Here is a 17,828-nt window from a genome sequence, read left to right on the forward strand (position 1 = left end):
TAGAGTCCCTGCAAATGCTATTGAGCTTTTCCGTTTTGGAAACAATGGCAACGATTGATGACGAATTTAGGCGATCTTGAGATTTTTGCACGGGTCGTTTCCACCGGCAGTATGTCGGCAGCGGGGCGGGCGCTGGGGTTTTCCCCAGCTGTGATCTCCAAGCGCATCAAGAGGCTCGAAGATCGCCTCGGAACGCGGCTTCTGCAGCGCACGACACGCCAGATCTCTCTGACCGAAGCCGGCCAGGGGTTCTACGATCGCGTACTCGGCATTCTCTCGGGCATCGAGGAGGCCGAGGCCTATGCCTCCGGACGCTCGTCGCATGCGCTCGGCGTGCTCAGAATCTCAGCGCCCACCTCCTTCGGCCGGATGCACATCGCGCCGCACCTGACGAAGTTCATGAAGGACCATCCGGACCTGAAACTGCACATCGTGCTGACGGACGAATTCACGGATATCGTCGCGGACGGCTTCGACATGGCGGTCAGGATCGGCGAATTGGTGGATTCGTCCCTGGTCGCACGGAAACTTGCGCCCGTCCGCCGGCTGCTCTGCGCCTCGCCGGAATACATTGCCCGCAATGGTGCGCCGACGGAAATTGGCGACCTCGCAGACCATCTCTGCCTGCCGGCGCACAACAACGACAACTGGAAGCTTGAAGGGCCGGAAGGCGCGCTGGTCTGGCACCCGGAGGGGCCGCTCGTGACCAATTCCTCCGAGATCGTGCGCGCCGCCGTCATCGCCGGCGCGGGGATTGCGCTGCGCTCCACCTGGGATATCGGCCCGGAATTGCGCAGCGGCCAGCTGGTACAGGTGCTGCCGCAATGGGAAGGCTCCAAGCAACTGACCCTCTCGGCCGTCTATCCGAGCCGCCAGTTCCTGCCGGCCAAGGTGCGCCTTTTCATCGACTACCTGGCCAGGCTTTACGGGCCGATCCCCTACTGGGAACAGTAGTTTCCAAGACGGGCTATTTGTTTTTCGCAATTCCGGACGCAAAACGCTGCACACTTTTGCTGGAATTGCTTACTTGTGCTCACCTTCCTCGTGATGGCGGCGGATGCGGCGCACGATCAGCCAGACGCCGGCAACGGCGAAGGGAACGGCAAGGCCAGTCAAGAGGCCCGGATCGATCGGCAGCTCGTGGCTGACTGCCTTGGCGAGATAGCCGAACAGGCCAACGACGTAGTAGGAAATGGCGGCGACCGACAGGCCTTCGACGGTCTGCTGCAGGCGTAGCTGCAGCTTGGCGCGCCGGTCCATCGAGTTCAAAAGCGCGCTGTTCTGCCGTTCGAGCTCGACATCGACCCAGCTTCTGAGAAGAGCGGTCGCGCGGGCGAGCTTCCGCGACAGGTTGGCCTGGCGCTCCTCGACCGACTGGCAGGTGCGCATCGCCGGCGCGAGGCGTCGTTCGAGGAAGGTGCCGATGGTCTCGTAGCCCGGAAGCGGCGTCTCGGAGAGCGTGCGAATGCGCTCCTGCACGATGCCGTAATAGGCGCGGCTGGCGCCGAAGCGATAGAGGCTGAGCGCGGCACCCGCCTCGAGGTCGGCGGCAAGCCGGGTGATCTCGGCCAGCATGTCGTCGGCCTCCTCGCGCACATTTTCCTTCATACGCTGGGTGATTCCGGTCAAGCCATCCTCGGTCCGGCGGATCTCCGGCGACAGCGACTGGGCGAGCGGCAGGCCCATCATCGCCAGTGTCCGGTAGGTCTCGATATCGAGCAGGCGCTGAATGAGCGCGCCGGTGCCCGCCTCGGTCATGCCACGGTCGATGACCAGTATCTGCGTCAGGCCGTCGCCGTTCTGGCGGAAGTCGGTGACGATTACCGCCTGGCCGTTCTTGGTTTCGCTGTAGCAGAGGCTCGTCGGATCGAAGAGCCCGATCGCGTCACGGGTTTCGGGCGTGTCCGGCCGGATCTCCAGGCGGATGCCCGAGATCAGCGAGCCCGGCGGCGAAAAGCCGTCGCCGAAGGGATGGATCGGCACCTCGCCGCCGAACTGCTCCGGCGGCGGCGCATCCCAGAAGTAGGTGGAGAACTCGGTGTGACGCTCCCAACGCAACGTGCCCTGCCCCCAGGGCATTGCATGATGGTTCGCGTCCCGCCCCGGCGGTGCGATGCCGCGTGCGCGCGACAGCTCCGACAACACGGCATGATCGACGATCGAGCCGCCATCCGTCAGGAAGGCGAGCTGAAAGATCACCCGCGGCGTGGTGACCAGCGCATAGGGGCGCGAATGAACCTCGCCCAAGGCCAAGGCGCGCATCGGCGCCACCGGAAATGCAAAACTACCCTTTGCCATGAAGCGCTCTTGTCCCCCTCACGCGTTCATCACGACTCTCTTATCAATCGAACGAGCAAAAGAAAAAGGACGCATTGCCGCAGTTTGACTTTTGTCAGCCGCACAAAGTGGACAAGCAAATTGACCACTTGCCGCCGGCTGCCTAGATTGCGGCGCAGAGCGGTGCGAGCAACCTAGGCGCGGATTTCCGTCCCCTCCCCCTCTAACCTATGAGAATCATGATCAATTTTGGGCCGAAAAGACCGAAATTCATCGTGATCCGGGAGACCAAGACGTGACCGACGACCAGATCGACCTCTTCGCCCGCATCAGCCACAGCCGCACGGCGGACGAAGTCGTGCATCAGATCGAGCTCCTGATCCTCGAAGGCGTGCTGCGCGACGGCGATCGTTTACCGGGCGAAAGGGAGCTTTCCAAACGCTTCGACGTATCGAGGCCGATCCTGCGCGAGGCGCTCAAGGAACTCGAAGGACGCGGCCTGGTCGAAAGCCACCATGGCGGCGGCACCTTCGTCGCCGATGTCGTAGGGAAGATTTTCTCCAGGCCGCTGATCGACCTGATTGCCCGTCATCACAAGGCGACCCAGGATTATCTCGAATACCGGCGCGAGCTGGAGGGCCTGACCGCAGAACTGGCCGCCACCCGCGCCACGGATTTCGACCGGGACATCCTGACCAGGATCATCGAGCGCATGCGTACAGCGCACGCCGCCGGCGACTTCGAGGCGGAGCTCGAGGCCGATATCGAGCTGCACCAGGCAATCGGTGAGAGCGCCCACAACATCATCCTGATGCATACGCTGCGCGCCTGTTATCGGCTGCTTCAGCAGGGCATCTTCTTTCACCGCAACTCGGTTTTCGATGCACCGGGCGCGCGCGATCGGCTGCTTGGCCAGCACGAGGCGATCTACGACGCGATCATGGCGAGGGATCCGGCGAAAGCAAAGGCCGCGTCGCAGAACCATATCGACTTCGTTGCCGCCGCAACCCGCGAGGCGGAGCGCACCGGCGAATGGAACCGTATCGCCCGCCTGCGCTTGCAGCAGCGCGACCGCGCGAACTGACGGAGCAGGCCTACGCCCACTTGCCCGCGATTGGCAAACCGACGCGGAAACACCATATTCTGTCGTATCTGAACCACAGTTCAGCGGAAAGCTGACTGCATATCCGGCTGCCCAATTGCCGTAACATTTACACGCAACAGGACGCTGCCATACTCGCTTTGACAGAAAACAAGAACACTGATTCGCTGAGAGGAGCGCTGACGACCTTGAACTTCTTGAACAGACTCACATCCGATGTCCAATTGATGCTGCGCCGCCCGGCGCGCATGCAATATGCCGCGCTCTGCTATCGGATCCGCAAGAAGACCAAGGCCCTCGAAATCCTCATGATCACCAGCCGTGACACCGGCCGCTGGGTCATTCCCAAGGGATGGCCGATGCAGGGCAAGCGCGCCCACGAGGTGGCCGAGCGGGAGGCCTATGAAGAGGCCGGCGTCAAAGGGCATGTGCAGAAGTCGACGATCGGATACTATCTTTACCAGAAGCGCATGGACCATGGCCTGAAGATCTCGGTCAAGGTGCAGGTTCATGCCCTCGAAGTCGACGACCTCTGCAAGCACTTCCCCGAGGAAGGCCGCAGGCAGCTCGAATGGGTCGACTACAAGGAGGCTGCTTCACGGGTGGCAGAGCCGTCGCTGAAGGACCTCATTCTCGCCTTCGGCGAACGCATGGCAGCACCGTCTGCGCCGATGCCGAAGGCTGCGATCGGCTAGCCTTCGAGATGATCCTCAGGGGCATCCAATGCCCTGAATACGGGTTCCCGGCGCGCGCAACGCCAATGTCCATCAAATCCACTTGAAAGCGTGTTGCAGTGGCCTTAGTGGCCATTGTGACAATGGAGTTCCAGGCAGTGGCACAGCCGCGCTTACGCCTCGCAAAACAGACGATCGACAAAGACCTCGACAAGCTGAGCCTTGCCGAAGAGGCGTCGCAGCATGTCCGCCGCAGCCTGGCGGCGCCGGCGCTCGCCGGCCTCTTTCTGCTCCTCAGCATGGCCTTTGCCGCGAGTTTCGTGACCCATTCCGCGAGCGCGCCGATCATCATCGCCGCGGCAGCGATCGCCGGCTACATGGCCATGAACATCGGCGCCAACGACGTGACCAACAACGTTGGTGCGGCCGTCGGCGCCAAAGCGATGTCGATGGCGACGGCGCTCATCATCGCTGCCATCTTCGAGATCGCCGGCGCGATGCTTGCCGGGCGCGAGGTCGCGCTGACGATCGAAGCAGGCATCGTCTACGGCGAAGATGTGCTCGGCCCGCAAGCGATCATCTGGATCATGATGTCGGCACTCGCTTCGGCTGCGGCCTGGATCAATATCGCCACCTATTCAGGGGCGCCTGTATCCACCACACACTCGATCATCGGCGGCATCGTCGGCGCCGGCATTGCCGCGGCCGGTTTTTCCAGCGTCCAATGGTGGTCGCTTGCCGGCATCACTTTGAGCTGGTCGGTCTCGCCGCTTCTCGGCGGCGCAATTGCCGCCGCATTCCTCGCCTTCCTCAAGGAATTCATCATCTACCGCGAGGACAAGATCGCTGCCGCAAGGCGATGGATGCCGGTCATTCTCAGTGTCACCGCGGGCTGCTTCACCGCATACCTCGCGGAGATTGCCCTAGTTCAGGTTGCGGCAATCTCTTTGCCAACAGGACTCAGCCTGGGCGTCATCATCGGTACTGCCGTCTATTTCCTGACCAAGCCGTGGATCTACAAACAGTCAGAGGGGCTGGACAACCGCAACCAGTCACTTCGCAAACTATTTCGCGCGCCGCTCATTCTGGCTGCAGCACTTCTCTCCTTCGCGCATGGCGCCAACGACGTCTCCAACGCAATCGGCCCGTTATCCGCGATCGTTTCGGCCCTGGACGGCGTCATCACCACGGAGAAATCGCCGGCTCCCTTGTGGGAACTGGCGATCGGCGCGCTCGGCATTTCGATCGGTCTTCTGCTCTATGGCCCGAAGCTTATCCGCGTCGTCGGTCAGGAAATCACCAAGCTCAATCCGATGCGCGCCTTCTGCGTCGCGCTCGCCACCGCGGTCACGGTGCTTTTGGCATCGGCGCTCGGACTGCCGATCAGTTCGACCCACACGGCCGTTGGTGCCGTCTTCGGCGTCGGCTTCTTCCGTGAATGGTACATCCGCAATTCCAAGCGTCGCCTACAATATGTCCGACAGCGCACAGGGCAGGCCGACTTCATGGAAACGGAAGAAACCAACTTCGCCGAAGTCCGGCGCCGGCGCCTTGTACGCCGTTCGCATTTCCTGACGATCGTCGGCGCCTGGGTCATCACCGTTCCCGCCTCGGCCGCGCTATCGGCCGTCCTCTACCTCATCCTCTCCAGCATTTTCATGTGAAGGCCCCGATATGCGCGCCAATTTTCGCATGCAGCGACTGTTCGTCGAACATACCCTCAATGCGGGCTCCGCCCACGAGGCGACCAAGGAGCAGTTCAACTACCTGGTCAACGTTCTTCGGTATGAGGAAGGCTCCTCGATCCTCGTCTTCAACGGACGTGACGGCGAGTGGCGTGCGGAACTCTCCTTCGCCAGCAAGAAGAAGCTGGTGCTGACCGCTGTCGAGCAGACGCGCCCGCAGCCCGAACCTTGCGATCTTGTCTATCTTTTCGCGCCGCTGAAGGTCGGCAGGCTCGACTATCTCGTGCAGAAGGCCGTCGAAATGGGCGCAGGCGTGCTGCAGCCGGTCATGACGCAGCATGTGCAGGGCAAGCTCGGCAGCATCGAGCGCGTGCGCGCCAACGTCATCGAGGCGGCCGAACAATGCGGCGTGCTCGGCATTCCCGATGTCGAGGAGCCGCGACGACTGGAGGACGTGCTGGCCACCTGGCCCACCGACCGACGCATCATCTTCTGCGACGAAGGCAGCGACAGCCAGAACCCGTTGCCAATTCTCGCCGCCGTCAAGGAGAAGAAACTCGCTTTGCTGATCGGTCCGGAAGGCGGTTTCTCCGAGACAGAGCGAACGTTGCTGCGCAGCCTCGATTTCGTCAGCAGCATTCCGCTTGGACCGCGGATCCTCAGGGCCGACACCGCCGCTGTCGCAGCCATGGCGGTCATCCAGGCGACTGTCGGCGACTGGCGATAGCCGGTCGCTCCGCAGCAAACCGGGAGCCGCTCGTTCTCCTAGAAGATGGCTCCTAGAAGAAGGGGACCTCTCAACACAAGGTATGGTTGGGTCGACGATACCCAGTTCCACGGAGCTTGCTCCAGCGCAAGCAATCGTCCTACTTTTTTTGATGAGATCTTGAAAGAAATTGACTTGCACCGCACCTGAATACGGTTCAAGCAGCCTTCATCAACTCCCGCTATCCAGTGGGAGCCGCCCAAACAAAAGAAGACGCTCATGGCCCGAGATACCACCGACCAGACGCCGGTAACCTCTGTCGCTGACCTGACCGCCTATCTGGCAGAAGGTTCGAAACCGGAGGAGCGGTTCCGGATCGGCACGGAGCACGAAAAGTTCGCCTTCTTTAAGGCGGACAACAGCTCCGTCCCCTATTTCGGCGAGGCCAGCATCCAGGCGCTTCTGAATGGAATGGCCGCAAAGAGCGGCTGGGAACCGATCGTCGACCAAGGCAACATCATCGGCCTTGCCGAGCAGTCGGGCAATGGCGCGATCTCGCTGGAGCCGGGCGGCCAGTTCGAGCTTTCCGGAGCGCCGCTCGAAAACCTGCACCAGACCTGCAAGGAATCGAACCAGCATTTGGCGGTTCTGCGCGAAGTCGCCGAACCGCTCGGCATCCGTTTCCTCGGCATCGGCGGCAGCCCGAAGTGGACCTTCGCCGAGACACCGCGCATGCCGAAATCGCGTTATGGCATCATGAGCCGCTACATGCCCAAGGTCGGCACCAGGGGCCTCGACATGATGTACCGCACCTGCACGATCCAGGTGAATCTCGACTTTTCCTCCGAAGAGGACATGCGCCGCAAGATGCAGGTGTCCTTGAAGCTGCAGCCGCTTTCGACGGCGCTGTTTGCGAGCTCGCCCTTTACCGACGGCAAACCGAACGGGCTGCTCTCCTGGCGCGGCGATATCTGGCGCGACACCGACAACCAGCGCGCCGGCCTGCTGCCGTCCGCCTTCCGTCCGGATTTCGGCTTCGCCGACTATGTCGAATGGGCGCTCGACGTGCCGATGTACTTCGTCGTGCGCGACGGCCACTACCATGACTGTACCCACGTCACCTTCCGCCAGTTCATGGGCGGCGCGCTGAAGGGCGAGATCGCCGACTGGCAGCCGAACATGGGCGACTGGACCAACCACCTTTCGACGCTGTTCCCCGACGTTCGGCTGAAGCGCTTCCTCGAAATGCGCGGCGCCGACGGCGGCCCGTGGCGGCGGATCTGTGCGCTGCCGGCCTTCTGGGTCGGCCTGCTCTATGATCGCGAAGCGCTCGATGCCGCCGAGACACTGACCCGCGACTGGACCCTCGAAGAGGTGAGCGCGATGCGCGACGCCGTTCCGGTTCAGGCGCTTGCGACAAGGTTCCGCACAGGCACCCTCTACGACATCGCCCGCGAAGTCATCGCCATTTCGCGCGGCGGCCTGAAGCGCCGCAACCGGCTGAACGGGGATGGCGTCGACGAAAGCCAGTTCCTCGCGCCACTCGACGAGGTGCTCGCCAAGAAGGCGACGCTCGCCGAAGACCTGCTGGCACTCTACAATGGTCGCTGGAACGGCTCGGTCGATCCGGTTTTCGCCGAATACCAATATTGAGGCGCCCGCCAGGCGCTCTCAAAAAGCGGTTTCCAGCCCCCGATTTCCCGTTATAGTGCAAGGATATGCGTCGCTTACAGCGCCGCGCGTCGAGATGCCGAAGGGGAACTGGGATGGCACCGCTTTTTGACATGTTCGCACAGGCCCAGAATGGTAAGGCCATCGAACTGATGGCTCAACAATTCGGCCTCGCCCAGGAGCAGATGACGAAGGCGACGGCAGCGTTGCTGCCCGCCTTCTCGGCCGCCTTCAAGCGCAACACGGCCAATCCATATGATTTCGGCGCGTTGCTCACGGCGCTCGGCAGCGGCAACTACGCCAAATACTTCGAAGACATGAGCCAGGCCTTCACGCCACAGGGCATGGTCGACGGCAACGGTGTTCTCGGACAGCTGTTCGGATCGAAGGAAATGTCGCGCGCGATCGCCGCGCAGGCCGCGCAGGTCACCGGCATCAGCCAGGAGATCTACAAGCAGATGCTGCCGGTCATGGCCGATACGCTGATGGGCGGACTGTTCAAGCAGACGACCGGGCAATTCGCCGCCGCAAGCGACGCCTTCGCCAACAACCCGATGGCAGCGGCGATGCGCCAGTGGATGGAAGCGGCCGGCTTTGCCAAGAAGCCGGAACCGCAGCCGAACCCCTTCGACAACCCCTTCACGCAGGCGATGCAGGGCTTCTTTGGCATGGCCAAGAAGGAAGAGAAGGCCAAGACATCAGACGTCTTTGCCGACAACCCCTTCGTCAAGGCATTTCAGGACATGATGCAGGCGGGCGCCGCCGGCGCGCAGAAGCCGGCATCGGACAATCCGGCCCTTGCCCAGTTCTCCCAGGTGATGAACAGCATGTTCGACACCGGGCTGGAAATGCAGAAGGAATATCAGAAGAACGTCGAGTCGCTGTTCGATATCTACAAGACCGGACCCGGCGCAAAAAGCTGAAACGCCCTTCCCTGACCACGCCTCCGTTGGACGGCGCAACCTTCTGCGCCAGAGAGGGCGCGCGCGCCCTTGCGCAAATTTCAAAAGAAAAAGGCCCGGTACATGTCTTGGTCATGTACCGGGCCAAGCGGCAGGGTCTATTGGCTCTACCCTGCGGGGAACGTTTGGGCGCGCGACCTCTAACGATCAGCAGCGCCGAACTCTGAAATTCGCAGCATGATCCGCGGCGGCGGCTGGCTTTCGCGGATCATGCTCGACTGGCACACCCTAAGCGGCGGGATGCGCCGTGAAGCGGGCCGAGGATGCGGTTTCCCGCTTTCATCCCGCTCCAACTCGTCAACGGTCAGTCGTGGCGGGTCCCCTTGTAGAAGAGGCTCGCCCGGTTTCGCGAAGCGCGCGTCAGGTAACTCGCCGGATTGTCGAAGAAGGGCGAGGTGATCGCCTCGCGCACATCTTCTCGCTTTAGCCCCATATCGAGGAGCTGGCGGTCATCCATGTCATTCAGACGGCCGATCGCATATCGGTTTCGGAGCTGGTGCCACGCGGACGTGAGCATGCCTGTCACGCCGACGGCGCGGGACTGCTTTCCTGCAACGAAGTCGAGATCGAGGACGTGCTGTGTCGTGCGCATGACAATTCTCCTTTTCAGGCACGAAGAGGCCCATCCCCTGCGGGGAGGTCAAACGCAGGGGCGGGCCAAAGGGTTTGGGAATCGCCGGCGAAATTGCCGGCCGGGGATCGATGAATTTGCCCCTAATTGATCGCAAATCCTTATTGATCAGTCCAACGAATGTTTTTAATGATATTCATCAAACAATTTTATGGATGCATCACGGCCATGTCCGCACCGCTCGATATCGACCAGCTCCAGACCTTTGTCGCGATCGCCGACACGGGCAGTTTCACCAAGGCAGCCGACCGGGTCTTCAAGACTCAATCCGCCGTGTCGATGCAGATGCGCCGCCTGGAAGAGCGCATCGGCAAGGCGCTGTTCATGAAGGATGGCCGCGGCAACCGGCTGACGGTCGAAGGCGACCGTCTGCTCAATTTCGCCCGCCGGATGATCCGCCTCAACAATGAAGCGATCGCCTCCTTTGACGACAACCGCCTTGAAGGAACGCTCCGCATCGGCACGCCCGACGACTACGCCGACCGCTACATGCCCGAGATCATCATGCGGTTTGCCAAGACGCATCCGAATGTCGAGCTCTATATCATCTGCGAACCTTCGGTGGATCTCGCCGAGAAGATGGCGAAGGGCGACCTCGACATCGCGCTCGTCACGCACAATCCGCGTGCACGCGCCTCGGATGTCGTGCGGACCGAACCGCTCTGCTGGGTGAGCTCGATCAACCATCCGCTCCCGGAAAACGCGCCGATCCCGCTCGCCGTCGGCCGGCGCGACTGCCTCTGGCGGCAGGCTGCCTGCGCGGCACTCGACGCGACCGGCCGCGAATACCAGATCCTGTTCACAAGCTGGTCGTCGACGGTCGTCGCCGCGGCCGTGCTTGCCGGCATGGCCGTCTCGGTCCTGCCGGAGTCGGCTCTTCGCCCCGGCATGAAGGTGCTGACGCTCGCCGACGGCTTCCCGGCGCTGGCACCGGTGCAGATCGGCATCATGAAGCGGCCGGGTCTTTCGCCCTCGCTCTCCAACGCGATCAGCAACCACATCACCGCCTGCCTCGACAATATCACTCCGATCAGCGCTAACGACGACCTCGAAGCCGATATCAAGGGCTTCCCGCGCTATCCGCGCCTGCGGCAGAGCCACATGCTGCCGGGCTGGTAATAGCCGGTAGAAACCAAAAAAGGCCACGCACCGACAGGTACGTGGCCTTTTTCTTTTCCGAAGACTGGCGCCCGCTTCGAGCGCCCGTCCAGCTCACTCCGCAGCCGTGCCGATCGCCTCGGCCTCATAACGATGCGCTGCACGAAGAGCCACACGTACGCCGGCCTCATAGTCCGGATGGACAAGCTTGAAATGGGCAAGCTGACGCTCGACGATCATCCCCGGCACCCCGCCCATGGCGGCCGCGATATTGGAGAACAGCCGCGCCTTCTGTCCCGCATCGAACAGGTTGAAGAGCGCCCGCGGCTGGCTGTAGTCGTCGTTGCCTTCACGGTGGTCGTAGCGGGCCATATCGCCGCTGATGCGCAGCGGAGGCTCCATTGCGGACGGCTGCTCGACCGGGCCGTTGAACGAGTTCGGCTCGTAATAGGCATCCGGATTGCCGGTCTGGATGCCGCCGAACGTGTTCATCTGGCCATCACGGTGATAGTGATGCACCGGGCATTTCGGTCGGTTGACCGGGATGTGCTCGTAGTGTGTGCCGAGCCGATAGCGGTGGGCATCGGCATAGGAGAAGAGCCGCGCCTGCAGCATCTTGTCCGGCGAGAAGCCGATGCCGGGCACGATGTTCGACGGCGAGAAGGCGGCGTTCTCGACCTCGGCGAAATAGTTCTCCGGGTTGCGGTTGAGCTCCAGAACGCCGACCTCGATCGGCGGATAGTCCGCATGCGTCCAGACCTTGGTGACGTCGAAGGGATTGTAGGGTGTCTTCTCCGCGTCGAGTTCCGGCATGATCTGCACCTGCAGCGTCCAGCGCGGATAGTTGCCCTCCTCGATCGCGCCATAGAGCGCTTCCTGATAGCTTTCGCGCGTCCGACCGATCACCTCGGCGGCTTCCGCATTGGTGTAGAACTTGTGACCGTGCTGGGTCTTGAAGTGGAACTTCACCCAATAGCGCTCGCCGGCGTCGTTCCAGAAGGAGAAGGTGTGGGAGCCGTAGCCGTTCATGTGCAACGGCGATACCGGACATCCGCGGTCCGACATCAGGATCGTCACCTGGTGCAGGCTTTCCGGCGAAAGCGACCAAAAATCCCACATGGCGGTCGCCGAACGCAGGTTGGTCTTCGGGTGGCGCTTCTGTGTGTGGATGAAATCCGGGAACTTGTAGGCATCGCGGACGAAGAAGATCGGCGTGTTGTTGCCGACGAGATCCCAATTGCCTTCCGGCGTATAGAACTTCAGCGCGAAGCCGCGCACGTCGCGTTCGGCGTCGGCAGCACCCAGTTCACCGGCAACAGTCGAGAAGCGCGCCAGCATCGGGGTCTCAGTGCCCGGCTGCAGAACCTTGGCCTTGGTGTATTTGGAGATATCGCCGGTGATCTTCAGCGTGCCATAGGCGCCCCAGCCCTTGGCGTGCACCGCGCGCTCGGGAATGCGCTCGCGGTTTTGATGCGACAGCTTTTCGATAAGCTGGTAGTCCTGCATCATGACGCCGCCACGCGGACCGGCCGTCAGCGAATTCTGGTTGTCGGGCACCGGCGCTCCGGCACTCGTCGTCAATATGGGTCGATCTGACATCGCGTCCTCCTGTCATAGGGTTCGCGCCCGGGAGATCGGACAAGATCTGCCCGACAGCAGCCTGAGGGGCTGCCAGCCGCAATTCGCGCGGCGCTCAAAGCCCGGACGCCTTGGCCAGACGGTTTTCCCACAGGGCTTCGATAATCTCCAATTGCATAAAAATTAAAAATTGATAGGATTTTCTTATCATGCTTACACTTCGACAGATGCGCTATTTCGAGGCTCTTGCCTCCGCTCGCCACTTCGGCAAGGCCGCCGAACTGGTCCATGTCAGCCAGCCGGCGCTCTCCGCCCAGATCATGGAAATGGAAAACCACCTGGGGGTGAAGCTGGTGGAGCGCAGCCGCAGCGGCGTTTTCCTCACTCGCAAGGGTGAAGAGGTGCTGGCCCGCACCCGCACCATCCTCGCCGACGTGGACATGCTGGAACAGAGCGCACGCGCCAGCTCCGGCACGCTCGAAGGGCGGATCCGCATCGGCGTCATCCCGACGCTTGCGCCCTATCTCGTGCCGCGGCTGGTGCCGCATCTGCGCCGCGTCTATCCGGCGATCGAGATCGAGTTGAAGGAATCGGTGACATCGAGGCTGGTCGCCGATCTCGGCGAGGGTCTGCTCGACGCCGTCGTCGCGGCCCTGCCGATCGAAACCGACGGGCTGTCGACGAAACCGCTCTTTTCCGACCGCTTCTACATGGCGATGGCGGACGACGAGCGAAACATCCTGATGTCGCCGCTGACCGAAGATCAGGTGGATGTCGAACAGTTGCTCCTGCTCGAAGAAGGCCATTGCCTGCGCGACCAGGCGCTCGCCGTCTGCAGCACCGCCGGCAAGCGCCGCCTTGTCTCGTTCGGCGCGACCTCGATGACGACGCTCCTGCAGATGGTTGCCAATGGCATGGGCATGACGCTGATCCCTGAAATCGCCATTGCGACCGAGGCCGCACGCAATTCGATCCGCATCGTGCCCTTCGCCGCACCCGAGCCGGCCCGCGAGATCGGCCTCGTCTGGCGGCGCAGCAGTCCGCGCGAGCGCGACATGGAAGCGCTCGCAACGGCAATCAGCGACTGCGCCGACGATATTATCCGGGCGGCGGCCGCCTGAGTTAAGACGCGCTCAGGCGAGCTTGGCCTTCAGGAATTCCACCGTCCGGCCCCAGGCGAGATCGGCGGCAGCCTTGTCATAGCGCGCGGCCGAGGTGTCGTTGTTGAAGGCATGGTTGACGCCGTCATAGACATAGATCGTCGCGTCCTTGCCGTCGTCTTTCAGCGCCTTTTGATAGGCGTCGATGCCGGCATTGATGCGTTCGTCGAGCCCGGCATAGTGCAGCAGCAGGGCGGCTTTGATCTTCGGCACATCCTCCGCCTTGGGCTGCGCGCCGTAATAGGCGACGCCGGCCCTGAGATCGGGCGAGCCGACAGCAAGCCGGTTGACGAGGCCACCTCCCCAGCAGAAGCCGATGGCACCAACCTTCCCCGTCGATTGCTGGTGCCCTTCCAGGAAGGCCACGGTCGCAACTGCATTCGCCGTCGTTGCTGCCGCATCCAGCGCGCCGATCATCTCGCGTGCCTTGTCCTCGTCCGTCGGCGTTCCACCCGACGGCGACAGGAAGTCCGGTGCAAGCGCCAGGAAGCCTTCGACCGCCATCCGTCGAGCAACGTCGCGGATATGCGGATTGAGCCCGCGGTTCTCGTGAATGACGATCACCGCCGGCAGTTTTCCGCTCACCTCCGCTGGGCGAACGAGGTACCCCTTCATGTCGCCGCCAGCCCCGGGGTAAGAGATATCCTCGCCGGTGATACGGGTATCGGCCGCCGCAACGATTTCCGCCTTGGCGCCGTTGGCAGCAAGCAGTGGCGCGATCGCCGCGGCCGCAGCCGCGGAACCGGCCAGTCCGGTGAGCTTTTCCATGAAGCGACGGCGATCGAGGGTCAGATGCGTGTATTCGTCATAGGCATCGATCATCGCCTGCGTGATTGTCGGTTCCTGCATGTCAGCCTCCTTCGGTTCGTTGTCCCGCGGCGGCAGACAGAACCGCCCGCGACAGAATAAGTCGGCGGGCGGTCGCGAACATACAAACTTGCGTTACTTCTGCGTGTTTCGTTTTTGGCCGATCAGCCGTTGAGATCGAGCACGATCCGGCCGTCGATCTTGCCTTCCTCCATACGCTTGAAGATCGCATTGATGTTCTCGATCTTGTCCCAGGTGAAGTGCGAGGCGACCTTGCCTTCGCCGGCAAACTCCAGCGACTCCTCGAGATCCTGGCGCGTGCCGACGATCGAGCCGCGGATGGTGATGCGCTTCAGCACCGTATCGAAGATCGGCAGGCACATCTGGCCGGGCGGTAGGCCGACGAGCGCCATGGTCCCCTTGGAGCGCAGCATGTTGAACGCCTGCTCCATCGCCTTGGGTGCCACGGCCGTCACCAGTGCGCCATGCACGCCGCCGGTCGCCTTCTGCACCTGCTCGACCGCGTCCTTGTCACGCGCGTCGACGACGAGGTCGGCACCGAGTTTTCGCGCAAGCGCCAACTTGTCCGGGAAGATATCGACGGCGGCGACATGCATGCCCATTGCCTTGGCATATTGCACCGCCATGTGGCCGAGCCCGCCGATGCCGGAAATCAGCGCCCATTCGCCAGGACGCACCTCGGTTTCCTTTAGGCCCTTATAGACGGTGACGCCGGCGCAGAGGATCGGTGCGGCCGGTCCGAATTCCAGCTTTGCCGGCAGACGCCCGACAAAATCCGGATCGGCAAGGCCGTACTGGGCAAAGGTGCCGTTGACGGAGTAGCCGGTGTTCTGCTGGCTGCCGCAGAGCGTTTCCCAGCCGGTGCGGCAGGGCGTGCATCCGCCGCACGCCGTGTGCAGCCACGGCACGCCGACGCGGTCGCCCTCCTTCAGGTGTGTGACGCCGCTGCCAAGCTTGGCGACATAGCCGACGCCTTCGTGTCCGGGGATAAACGGCGGCTTCGGCTTTACCGGCCAATCGCCGTTTGCGGCGTGCAGGTCCGTATGGCAGACGCCGGTCGCCTCGTATTTGATCAGCACCTGGCCGGGGCCGGGCTCCGGTATCGGCACATCCTCGATTACCAGCGGCTTGCCGAATTCGCGTACCACGGCGGCTTTCATCGTTGCGGTCATCTCGTCCTCCTCCGATGCGTTGTCGTCCAACGTCGGAAAGACTACCCGCAAAGGCGGCATCGGCTACTTGATACGCATCAAGGTGCGAGGATCGTTCGCGCAGACTGTCTCAGATTTGCGCCAATTCGCTTGGGGTGCGAACCGGGATCAGCTCATCGCCATCCAGACGGCAAGCCACACCCACATGGCAAAAAGCGTCGCGACGCCCCCCATGAACAGCGGGCGACGATAGCGGATGCGGTTGTTCGTGACATGTACGAAGGCGTGCACGTAGCGCAGGACGACGAAAAGCCAGGCAAGCGCGAGGGAGACGATGTTGTCGGCCTCGGTGATGTAGAGCAGCACGCAGCAGACGTAGAAGAGAACGGGCAGCTCGAACTGGTTGGCGATGCTGTTCTTCACCACCAGGCTTTCGCCCGGCTCGTCACGGTTCTCCCGAAACTGGGCCGCATGCACCTTACCGGCGCGCACCAGCCTCATCCGGCGGAAGGATAGGAGAGCGTAGAGGCAGAAGACGAGAAAAACATGGACCACGATCGGCCAGAAGATCTCGAAACCCGTCATGCGCTGCTCCCTGAAAAAAGCTTATTCTGAAAAACACTTAATCTGAAAAGGCGAAGGGCGCCGCGAGATAACGCGGCGCCCTTCGAATGCAATCGCGATCAGTGCGCGCCCGGATAGTTCGGGCTTTCGCGGGTGATCGTCACGTCATGGGCGTGGCTTTCGCGAAGGCCGGCGCCGGAGATACGTACGAACTGCGCGCGCTCCTGGTATTCCTTGATGGTCGGGCCACCGACATAGCCCATGGACGCCTTGAGGCCGCCGGCGAGCTGGTGGAGCACGCCTGCAACCGGCCCCTTGTAGGGAACCTGGCCTTCGATGCCTTCCGGAACCAGCTTCAGCGTGTCGCGTACTTCCGCCTGGAAGTAGCGGTCCGCCGAGCCGCGGGCCATGGCGCCGACGGAACCCATGCCGCGATAGGCCTTGAAGGAGCGGCCCTGGTAGAGGAACACTTCGCCCGGGCTCTCGTCGGTACCGGCAAGAAGCGACCCGATCATGACGGCCGAAGCGCCGGCAGCGATCGCCTTGGCAAGGTCGCCGGAGAACTTGATGCCGCCGTCGGCGATGACGGGAATGCCGGCCGCCTGGGCAGCTTCGACGGCGCTCATGATCGCGGCCAGCTGCGGAACGCCGACACCGGCGACGATGCGGGTGGTGCAGATCGAGCCCGGGCCGATGCCGACCTTGACCGCATCCGCACCGGCATCGATCAGCGCCTTGGTGCCGGCGGCAGTGGCGACGTTGCCCGCCATGATGCGAACGGAGTTGGAGAGCTTCTTGACGCGGGCGACGGCGTCGAGCACGCGCTGCGAGTGGCCGTGGGCGGTGTCGACGACGATCAGGTCGACGCCGGCATCGATCAGACGCTCCGCACGCTCAAAACCATCGTCACCGACGGAGATGGCGGCGGCGGCACGAAGGCGCCCTTGTGCATCCTTCGAGGCGTTCGGGTTGAGCTGCGCCTTCTCGATGTCCTTGACGGTTATGAGACCGACGCAGCGACCGTCGGCGTCGACGACCAAAAGCTTCTCGATGCGGTGCGCGTGCAGGAGGCGCTTGGCTTCCTGCTGGTCGACGCTTTCCTTGACCGTGACCAGGTTCTCATGGGTCATCAGCTCATGGATCTTCTGGTTCGGATCGGAAGCGAAGCGGACGTCACGGTTGGTGAGGATGCCGACGAGACGACCCTGTTTCTGGCCACCGGCGCCACCGTTCTCGACGACCGGGATGCCGGAAATGCCGTGCTGCTTCATGAGGCCCAGCGCATCGGCGAGCTTGGCGTCGGGGCCGATGGTCACCGGATTGACGACCATGCCGCTTTCGAACTTCTTGACCTGACGAACCTCTTCGGCCTGCTCGGCCGGCGTCAGGTTGCGGTGGATGACGCCGATGCCGCCGGCCTGTGCCATGGCGATCGCGAGGCGCCCTTCGGTCACCGTGTCCATCGCCGAAGACAGGATCGGCAGGTTGAGGTCAATGTCCTGCGCAATGGTTGTTGCGATATTGGTCTGACCCGGCATGACTTCGGAATGTCCGGGCAGGAGCAGGACGTCGTCGAAGGTCAAAGCCTCCAGACCAGTTGCCGTTTCGATGATGCGCGCCATGGCCAATTCCCTTCAATAAACGAAAACCCCCGGGGACGGGCTGCGATTTGTCCACCGGGCGACTTCAAAGCGTGTCTTGGAAGTTGGCGAGGGCTCGTAACACGGATATGTCAGGATGA

The 17,828-nt window shown here is 62.5% G+C and carries 16 protein-coding genes; 9 read left to right on the forward strand and 7 right to left on the reverse strand.

Annotated elements, in window-relative coordinates; all coding sequences use genetic code 11:
• Positions 1-57 precede the first annotated feature (57 nt).
• The gene (locus tag ACTJKM_RS01695) at positions 58-954 is read left to right on the forward strand and encodes a LysR family transcriptional regulator (protein WP_440659884.1); all 897 of its coding nucleotides are present in this window, start codon (positions 58-60) and stop codon (positions 952-954) included.
• A 69-nt stretch (positions 955-1,023) separates the two neighbouring features.
• Here ACTJKM_RS01695 and ACTJKM_RS01700 read toward each other — a convergent pair whose 3' ends face one another.
• Positions 1,024-2,298, reverse strand: coding sequence for a DUF3422 family protein (locus ACTJKM_RS01700; protein WP_057250905.1), 1,275 nt, complete (start codon positions 2,296-2,298; stop codon positions 1,024-1,026).
• 274 nt (positions 2,299-2,572) lie between these two features.
• Between ACTJKM_RS01700 and ACTJKM_RS01705 the strand changes: the two genes are divergently transcribed.
• From ACTJKM_RS01705 to ACTJKM_RS01730, 6 genes are all read left to right on the forward strand, one after another.
• On the forward strand, positions 2,573-3,361 hold the full coding sequence (locus ACTJKM_RS01705; protein ID WP_082615829.1) for a FadR/GntR family transcriptional regulator: 789 nt from the start codon (positions 2,573-2,575) through the stop codon (positions 3,359-3,361).
• Positions 3,362-3,567: 206 nt separating this feature from the next.
• Complete coding sequence (locus ACTJKM_RS01710; RefSeq protein ID WP_057251102.1) at positions 3,568-4,074, forward strand: NUDIX hydrolase; 507 nt, start codon at positions 3,568-3,570, stop codon at positions 4,072-4,074.
• 137 nt (positions 4,075-4,211) lie between these two features.
• The gene (locus tag ACTJKM_RS01715) at positions 4,212-5,717 is read left to right on the forward strand and encodes an inorganic phosphate transporter (RefSeq protein ID WP_440659885.1); all 1,506 of its coding nucleotides are present in this window, start codon (positions 4,212-4,214) and stop codon (positions 5,715-5,717) included.
• 10 nt (positions 5,718-5,727) lie between these two features.
• Complete coding sequence (locus ACTJKM_RS01720; RefSeq protein ID WP_057250909.1) at positions 5,728-6,465, forward strand: 16S rRNA (uracil(1498)-N(3))-methyltransferase; 738 nt, start codon at positions 5,728-5,730, stop codon at positions 6,463-6,465.
• Positions 6,466-6,723: 258 nt separating this feature from the next.
• Entirely contained in the window at positions 6,724-8,097 is a 1,374-nt protein-coding gene (locus ACTJKM_RS01725; RefSeq protein WP_058325432.1) for a glutamate--cysteine ligase, read from the forward strand.
• Positions 8,098-8,210: 113 nt separating this feature from the next.
• Positions 8,211-9,038, forward strand: coding sequence for a DUF937 domain-containing protein (locus ACTJKM_RS01730; RefSeq protein ID WP_058325431.1), 828 nt, complete (start codon positions 8,211-8,213; stop codon positions 9,036-9,038).
• A 343-nt stretch (positions 9,039-9,381) separates the two neighbouring features.
• On the opposite strand, the gene ACTJKM_RS01735 is transcribed toward ACTJKM_RS01730, so the two are convergent.
• Positions 9,382-9,669, reverse strand: a complete 288-nt coding sequence (locus ACTJKM_RS01735; RefSeq protein ID WP_057250915.1) for a DUF1127 domain-containing protein — start codon at positions 9,667-9,669, stop codon at positions 9,382-9,384.
• A 207-nt stretch (positions 9,670-9,876) separates the two neighbouring features.
• Here ACTJKM_RS01735 and ACTJKM_RS01740 point away from each other — a divergent pair, with 207 nt between their 5' ends.
• On the forward strand, positions 9,877-10,827 hold the full coding sequence (locus ACTJKM_RS01740; protein ID WP_034800917.1) for a LysR substrate-binding domain-containing protein: 951 nt from the start codon (positions 9,877-9,879) through the stop codon (positions 10,825-10,827).
• Positions 10,828-10,920: 93 nt separating this feature from the next.
• On the opposite strand, the gene katA is transcribed toward ACTJKM_RS01740, so the two are convergent.
• A complete protein-coding gene (katA, locus tag ACTJKM_RS01745; protein ID WP_440659886.1) occupies positions 10,921-12,405 on the reverse strand; it encodes a catalase KatA in 1,485 nt (494 codons plus the stop codon).
• Positions 12,406-12,593: 188 nt separating this feature from the next.
• Here katA and ACTJKM_RS01750 point away from each other — a divergent pair, with 188 nt between their 5' ends.
• Entirely contained in the window at positions 12,594-13,505 is a 912-nt protein-coding gene (locus ACTJKM_RS01750; RefSeq protein ID WP_057250919.1) for a hydrogen peroxide-inducible genes activator, read from the forward strand.
• Between the two features lie 12 nt (positions 13,506-13,517).
• On the opposite strand, the gene ACTJKM_RS01755 is transcribed toward ACTJKM_RS01750, so the two are convergent.
• The 4 genes from ACTJKM_RS01755 to guaB all read right to left on the reverse strand — a co-directional run bounded on the left by ACTJKM_RS01755 (position 13,518) and on the right by guaB (position 17,709).
• A complete protein-coding gene (locus ACTJKM_RS01755) occupies positions 13,518-14,393 on the reverse strand; it encodes a dienelactone hydrolase family protein (protein WP_058325429.1) in 876 nt (291 codons plus the stop codon).
• 122 nt (positions 14,394-14,515) lie between these two features.
• Positions 14,516-15,544, reverse strand: a complete 1,029-nt coding sequence (gene adhP, locus ACTJKM_RS01760; protein WP_058320456.1) for an alcohol dehydrogenase AdhP — start codon at positions 15,542-15,544, stop codon at positions 14,516-14,518.
• Between the two features lie 147 nt (positions 15,545-15,691).
• Complete coding sequence (locus ACTJKM_RS01765; RefSeq protein WP_057250923.1) at positions 15,692-16,108, reverse strand: MAPEG family protein; 417 nt, start codon at positions 16,106-16,108, stop codon at positions 15,692-15,694.
• A gap of 98 nt (positions 16,109-16,206) precedes the next feature.
• The gene (gene guaB, locus ACTJKM_RS01770) at positions 16,207-17,709 is read right to left on the reverse strand and encodes an IMP dehydrogenase (RefSeq protein WP_057250925.1); all 1,503 of its coding nucleotides are present in this window, start codon (positions 17,707-17,709) and stop codon (positions 16,207-16,209) included.
• Between the last annotated feature and the right edge of the window lie 119 nt (positions 17,710-17,828).

The sequence above is a fragment of the Ensifer sp. 22460 genome, assembly GCF_052044935.1.
Lineage (GTDB): Bacteria > Pseudomonadota > Alphaproteobacteria > Rhizobiales > Rhizobiaceae > Ensifer.

Bases quoted from the DNA above. Each gene is read 5' to 3' on its own strand.
- katA (WP_440659886.1), bottom strand. From the start codon at position 12,405: ATGTCAGATCGACCCATATTGACGACGAGTGCCGGAGCGCCGGTGCCC.
- ACTJKM_RS01750 (WP_057250919.1), top strand. From the start codon at position 12,594: ATGCTTACACTTCGACAGATGCGCTATTTCGAGGCTCTTGCCTCCGCT.
- ACTJKM_RS01740 (WP_034800917.1), top strand. From the start codon at position 9,877: ATGTCCGCACCGCTCGATATCGACCAGCTCCAGACCTTTGTCGCGATC.
- ACTJKM_RS01755 (WP_058325429.1), bottom strand. From the start codon at position 14,393: ATGCAGGAACCGACAATCACGCAGGCGATGATCGATGCCTATGACGAA.
- guaB (WP_057250925.1), bottom strand. From the start codon at position 17,709: ATGGCGCGCATCATCGAAACGGCAACTGGTCTGGAGGCTTTGACCTTC.
- ACTJKM_RS01730 (WP_058325431.1), top strand. From the start codon at position 8,211: ATGGCACCGCTTTTTGACATGTTCGCACAGGCCCAGAATGGTAAGGCC.
- ACTJKM_RS01700 (WP_057250905.1), bottom strand. From the start codon at position 2,298: ATGGCAAAGGGTAGTTTTGCATTTCCGGTGGCGCCGATGCGCGCCTTG.
- ACTJKM_RS01725 (WP_058325432.1), top strand. From the start codon at position 6,724: ATGGCCCGAGATACCACCGACCAGACGCCGGTAACCTCTGTCGCTGAC.
- ACTJKM_RS01765 (WP_057250923.1), bottom strand. From the start codon at position 16,108: ATGACGGGTTTCGAGATCTTCTGGCCGATCGTGGTCCATGTTTTTCTC.
- ACTJKM_RS01735 (WP_057250915.1), bottom strand. From the start codon at position 9,669: ATGCGCACGACACAGCACGTCCTCGATCTCGACTTCGTTGCAGGAAAG.
- ACTJKM_RS01720 (WP_057250909.1), top strand. From the start codon at position 5,728: ATGCGCGCCAATTTTCGCATGCAGCGACTGTTCGTCGAACATACCCTC.
- ACTJKM_RS01695 (WP_440659884.1), top strand. From the start codon at position 58: ATGACGAATTTAGGCGATCTTGAGATTTTTGCACGGGTCGTTTCCACC.
- adhP (WP_058320456.1), bottom strand. From the start codon at position 15,544: ATGACCGCAACGATGAAAGCCGCCGTGGTACGCGAATTCGGCAAGCCG.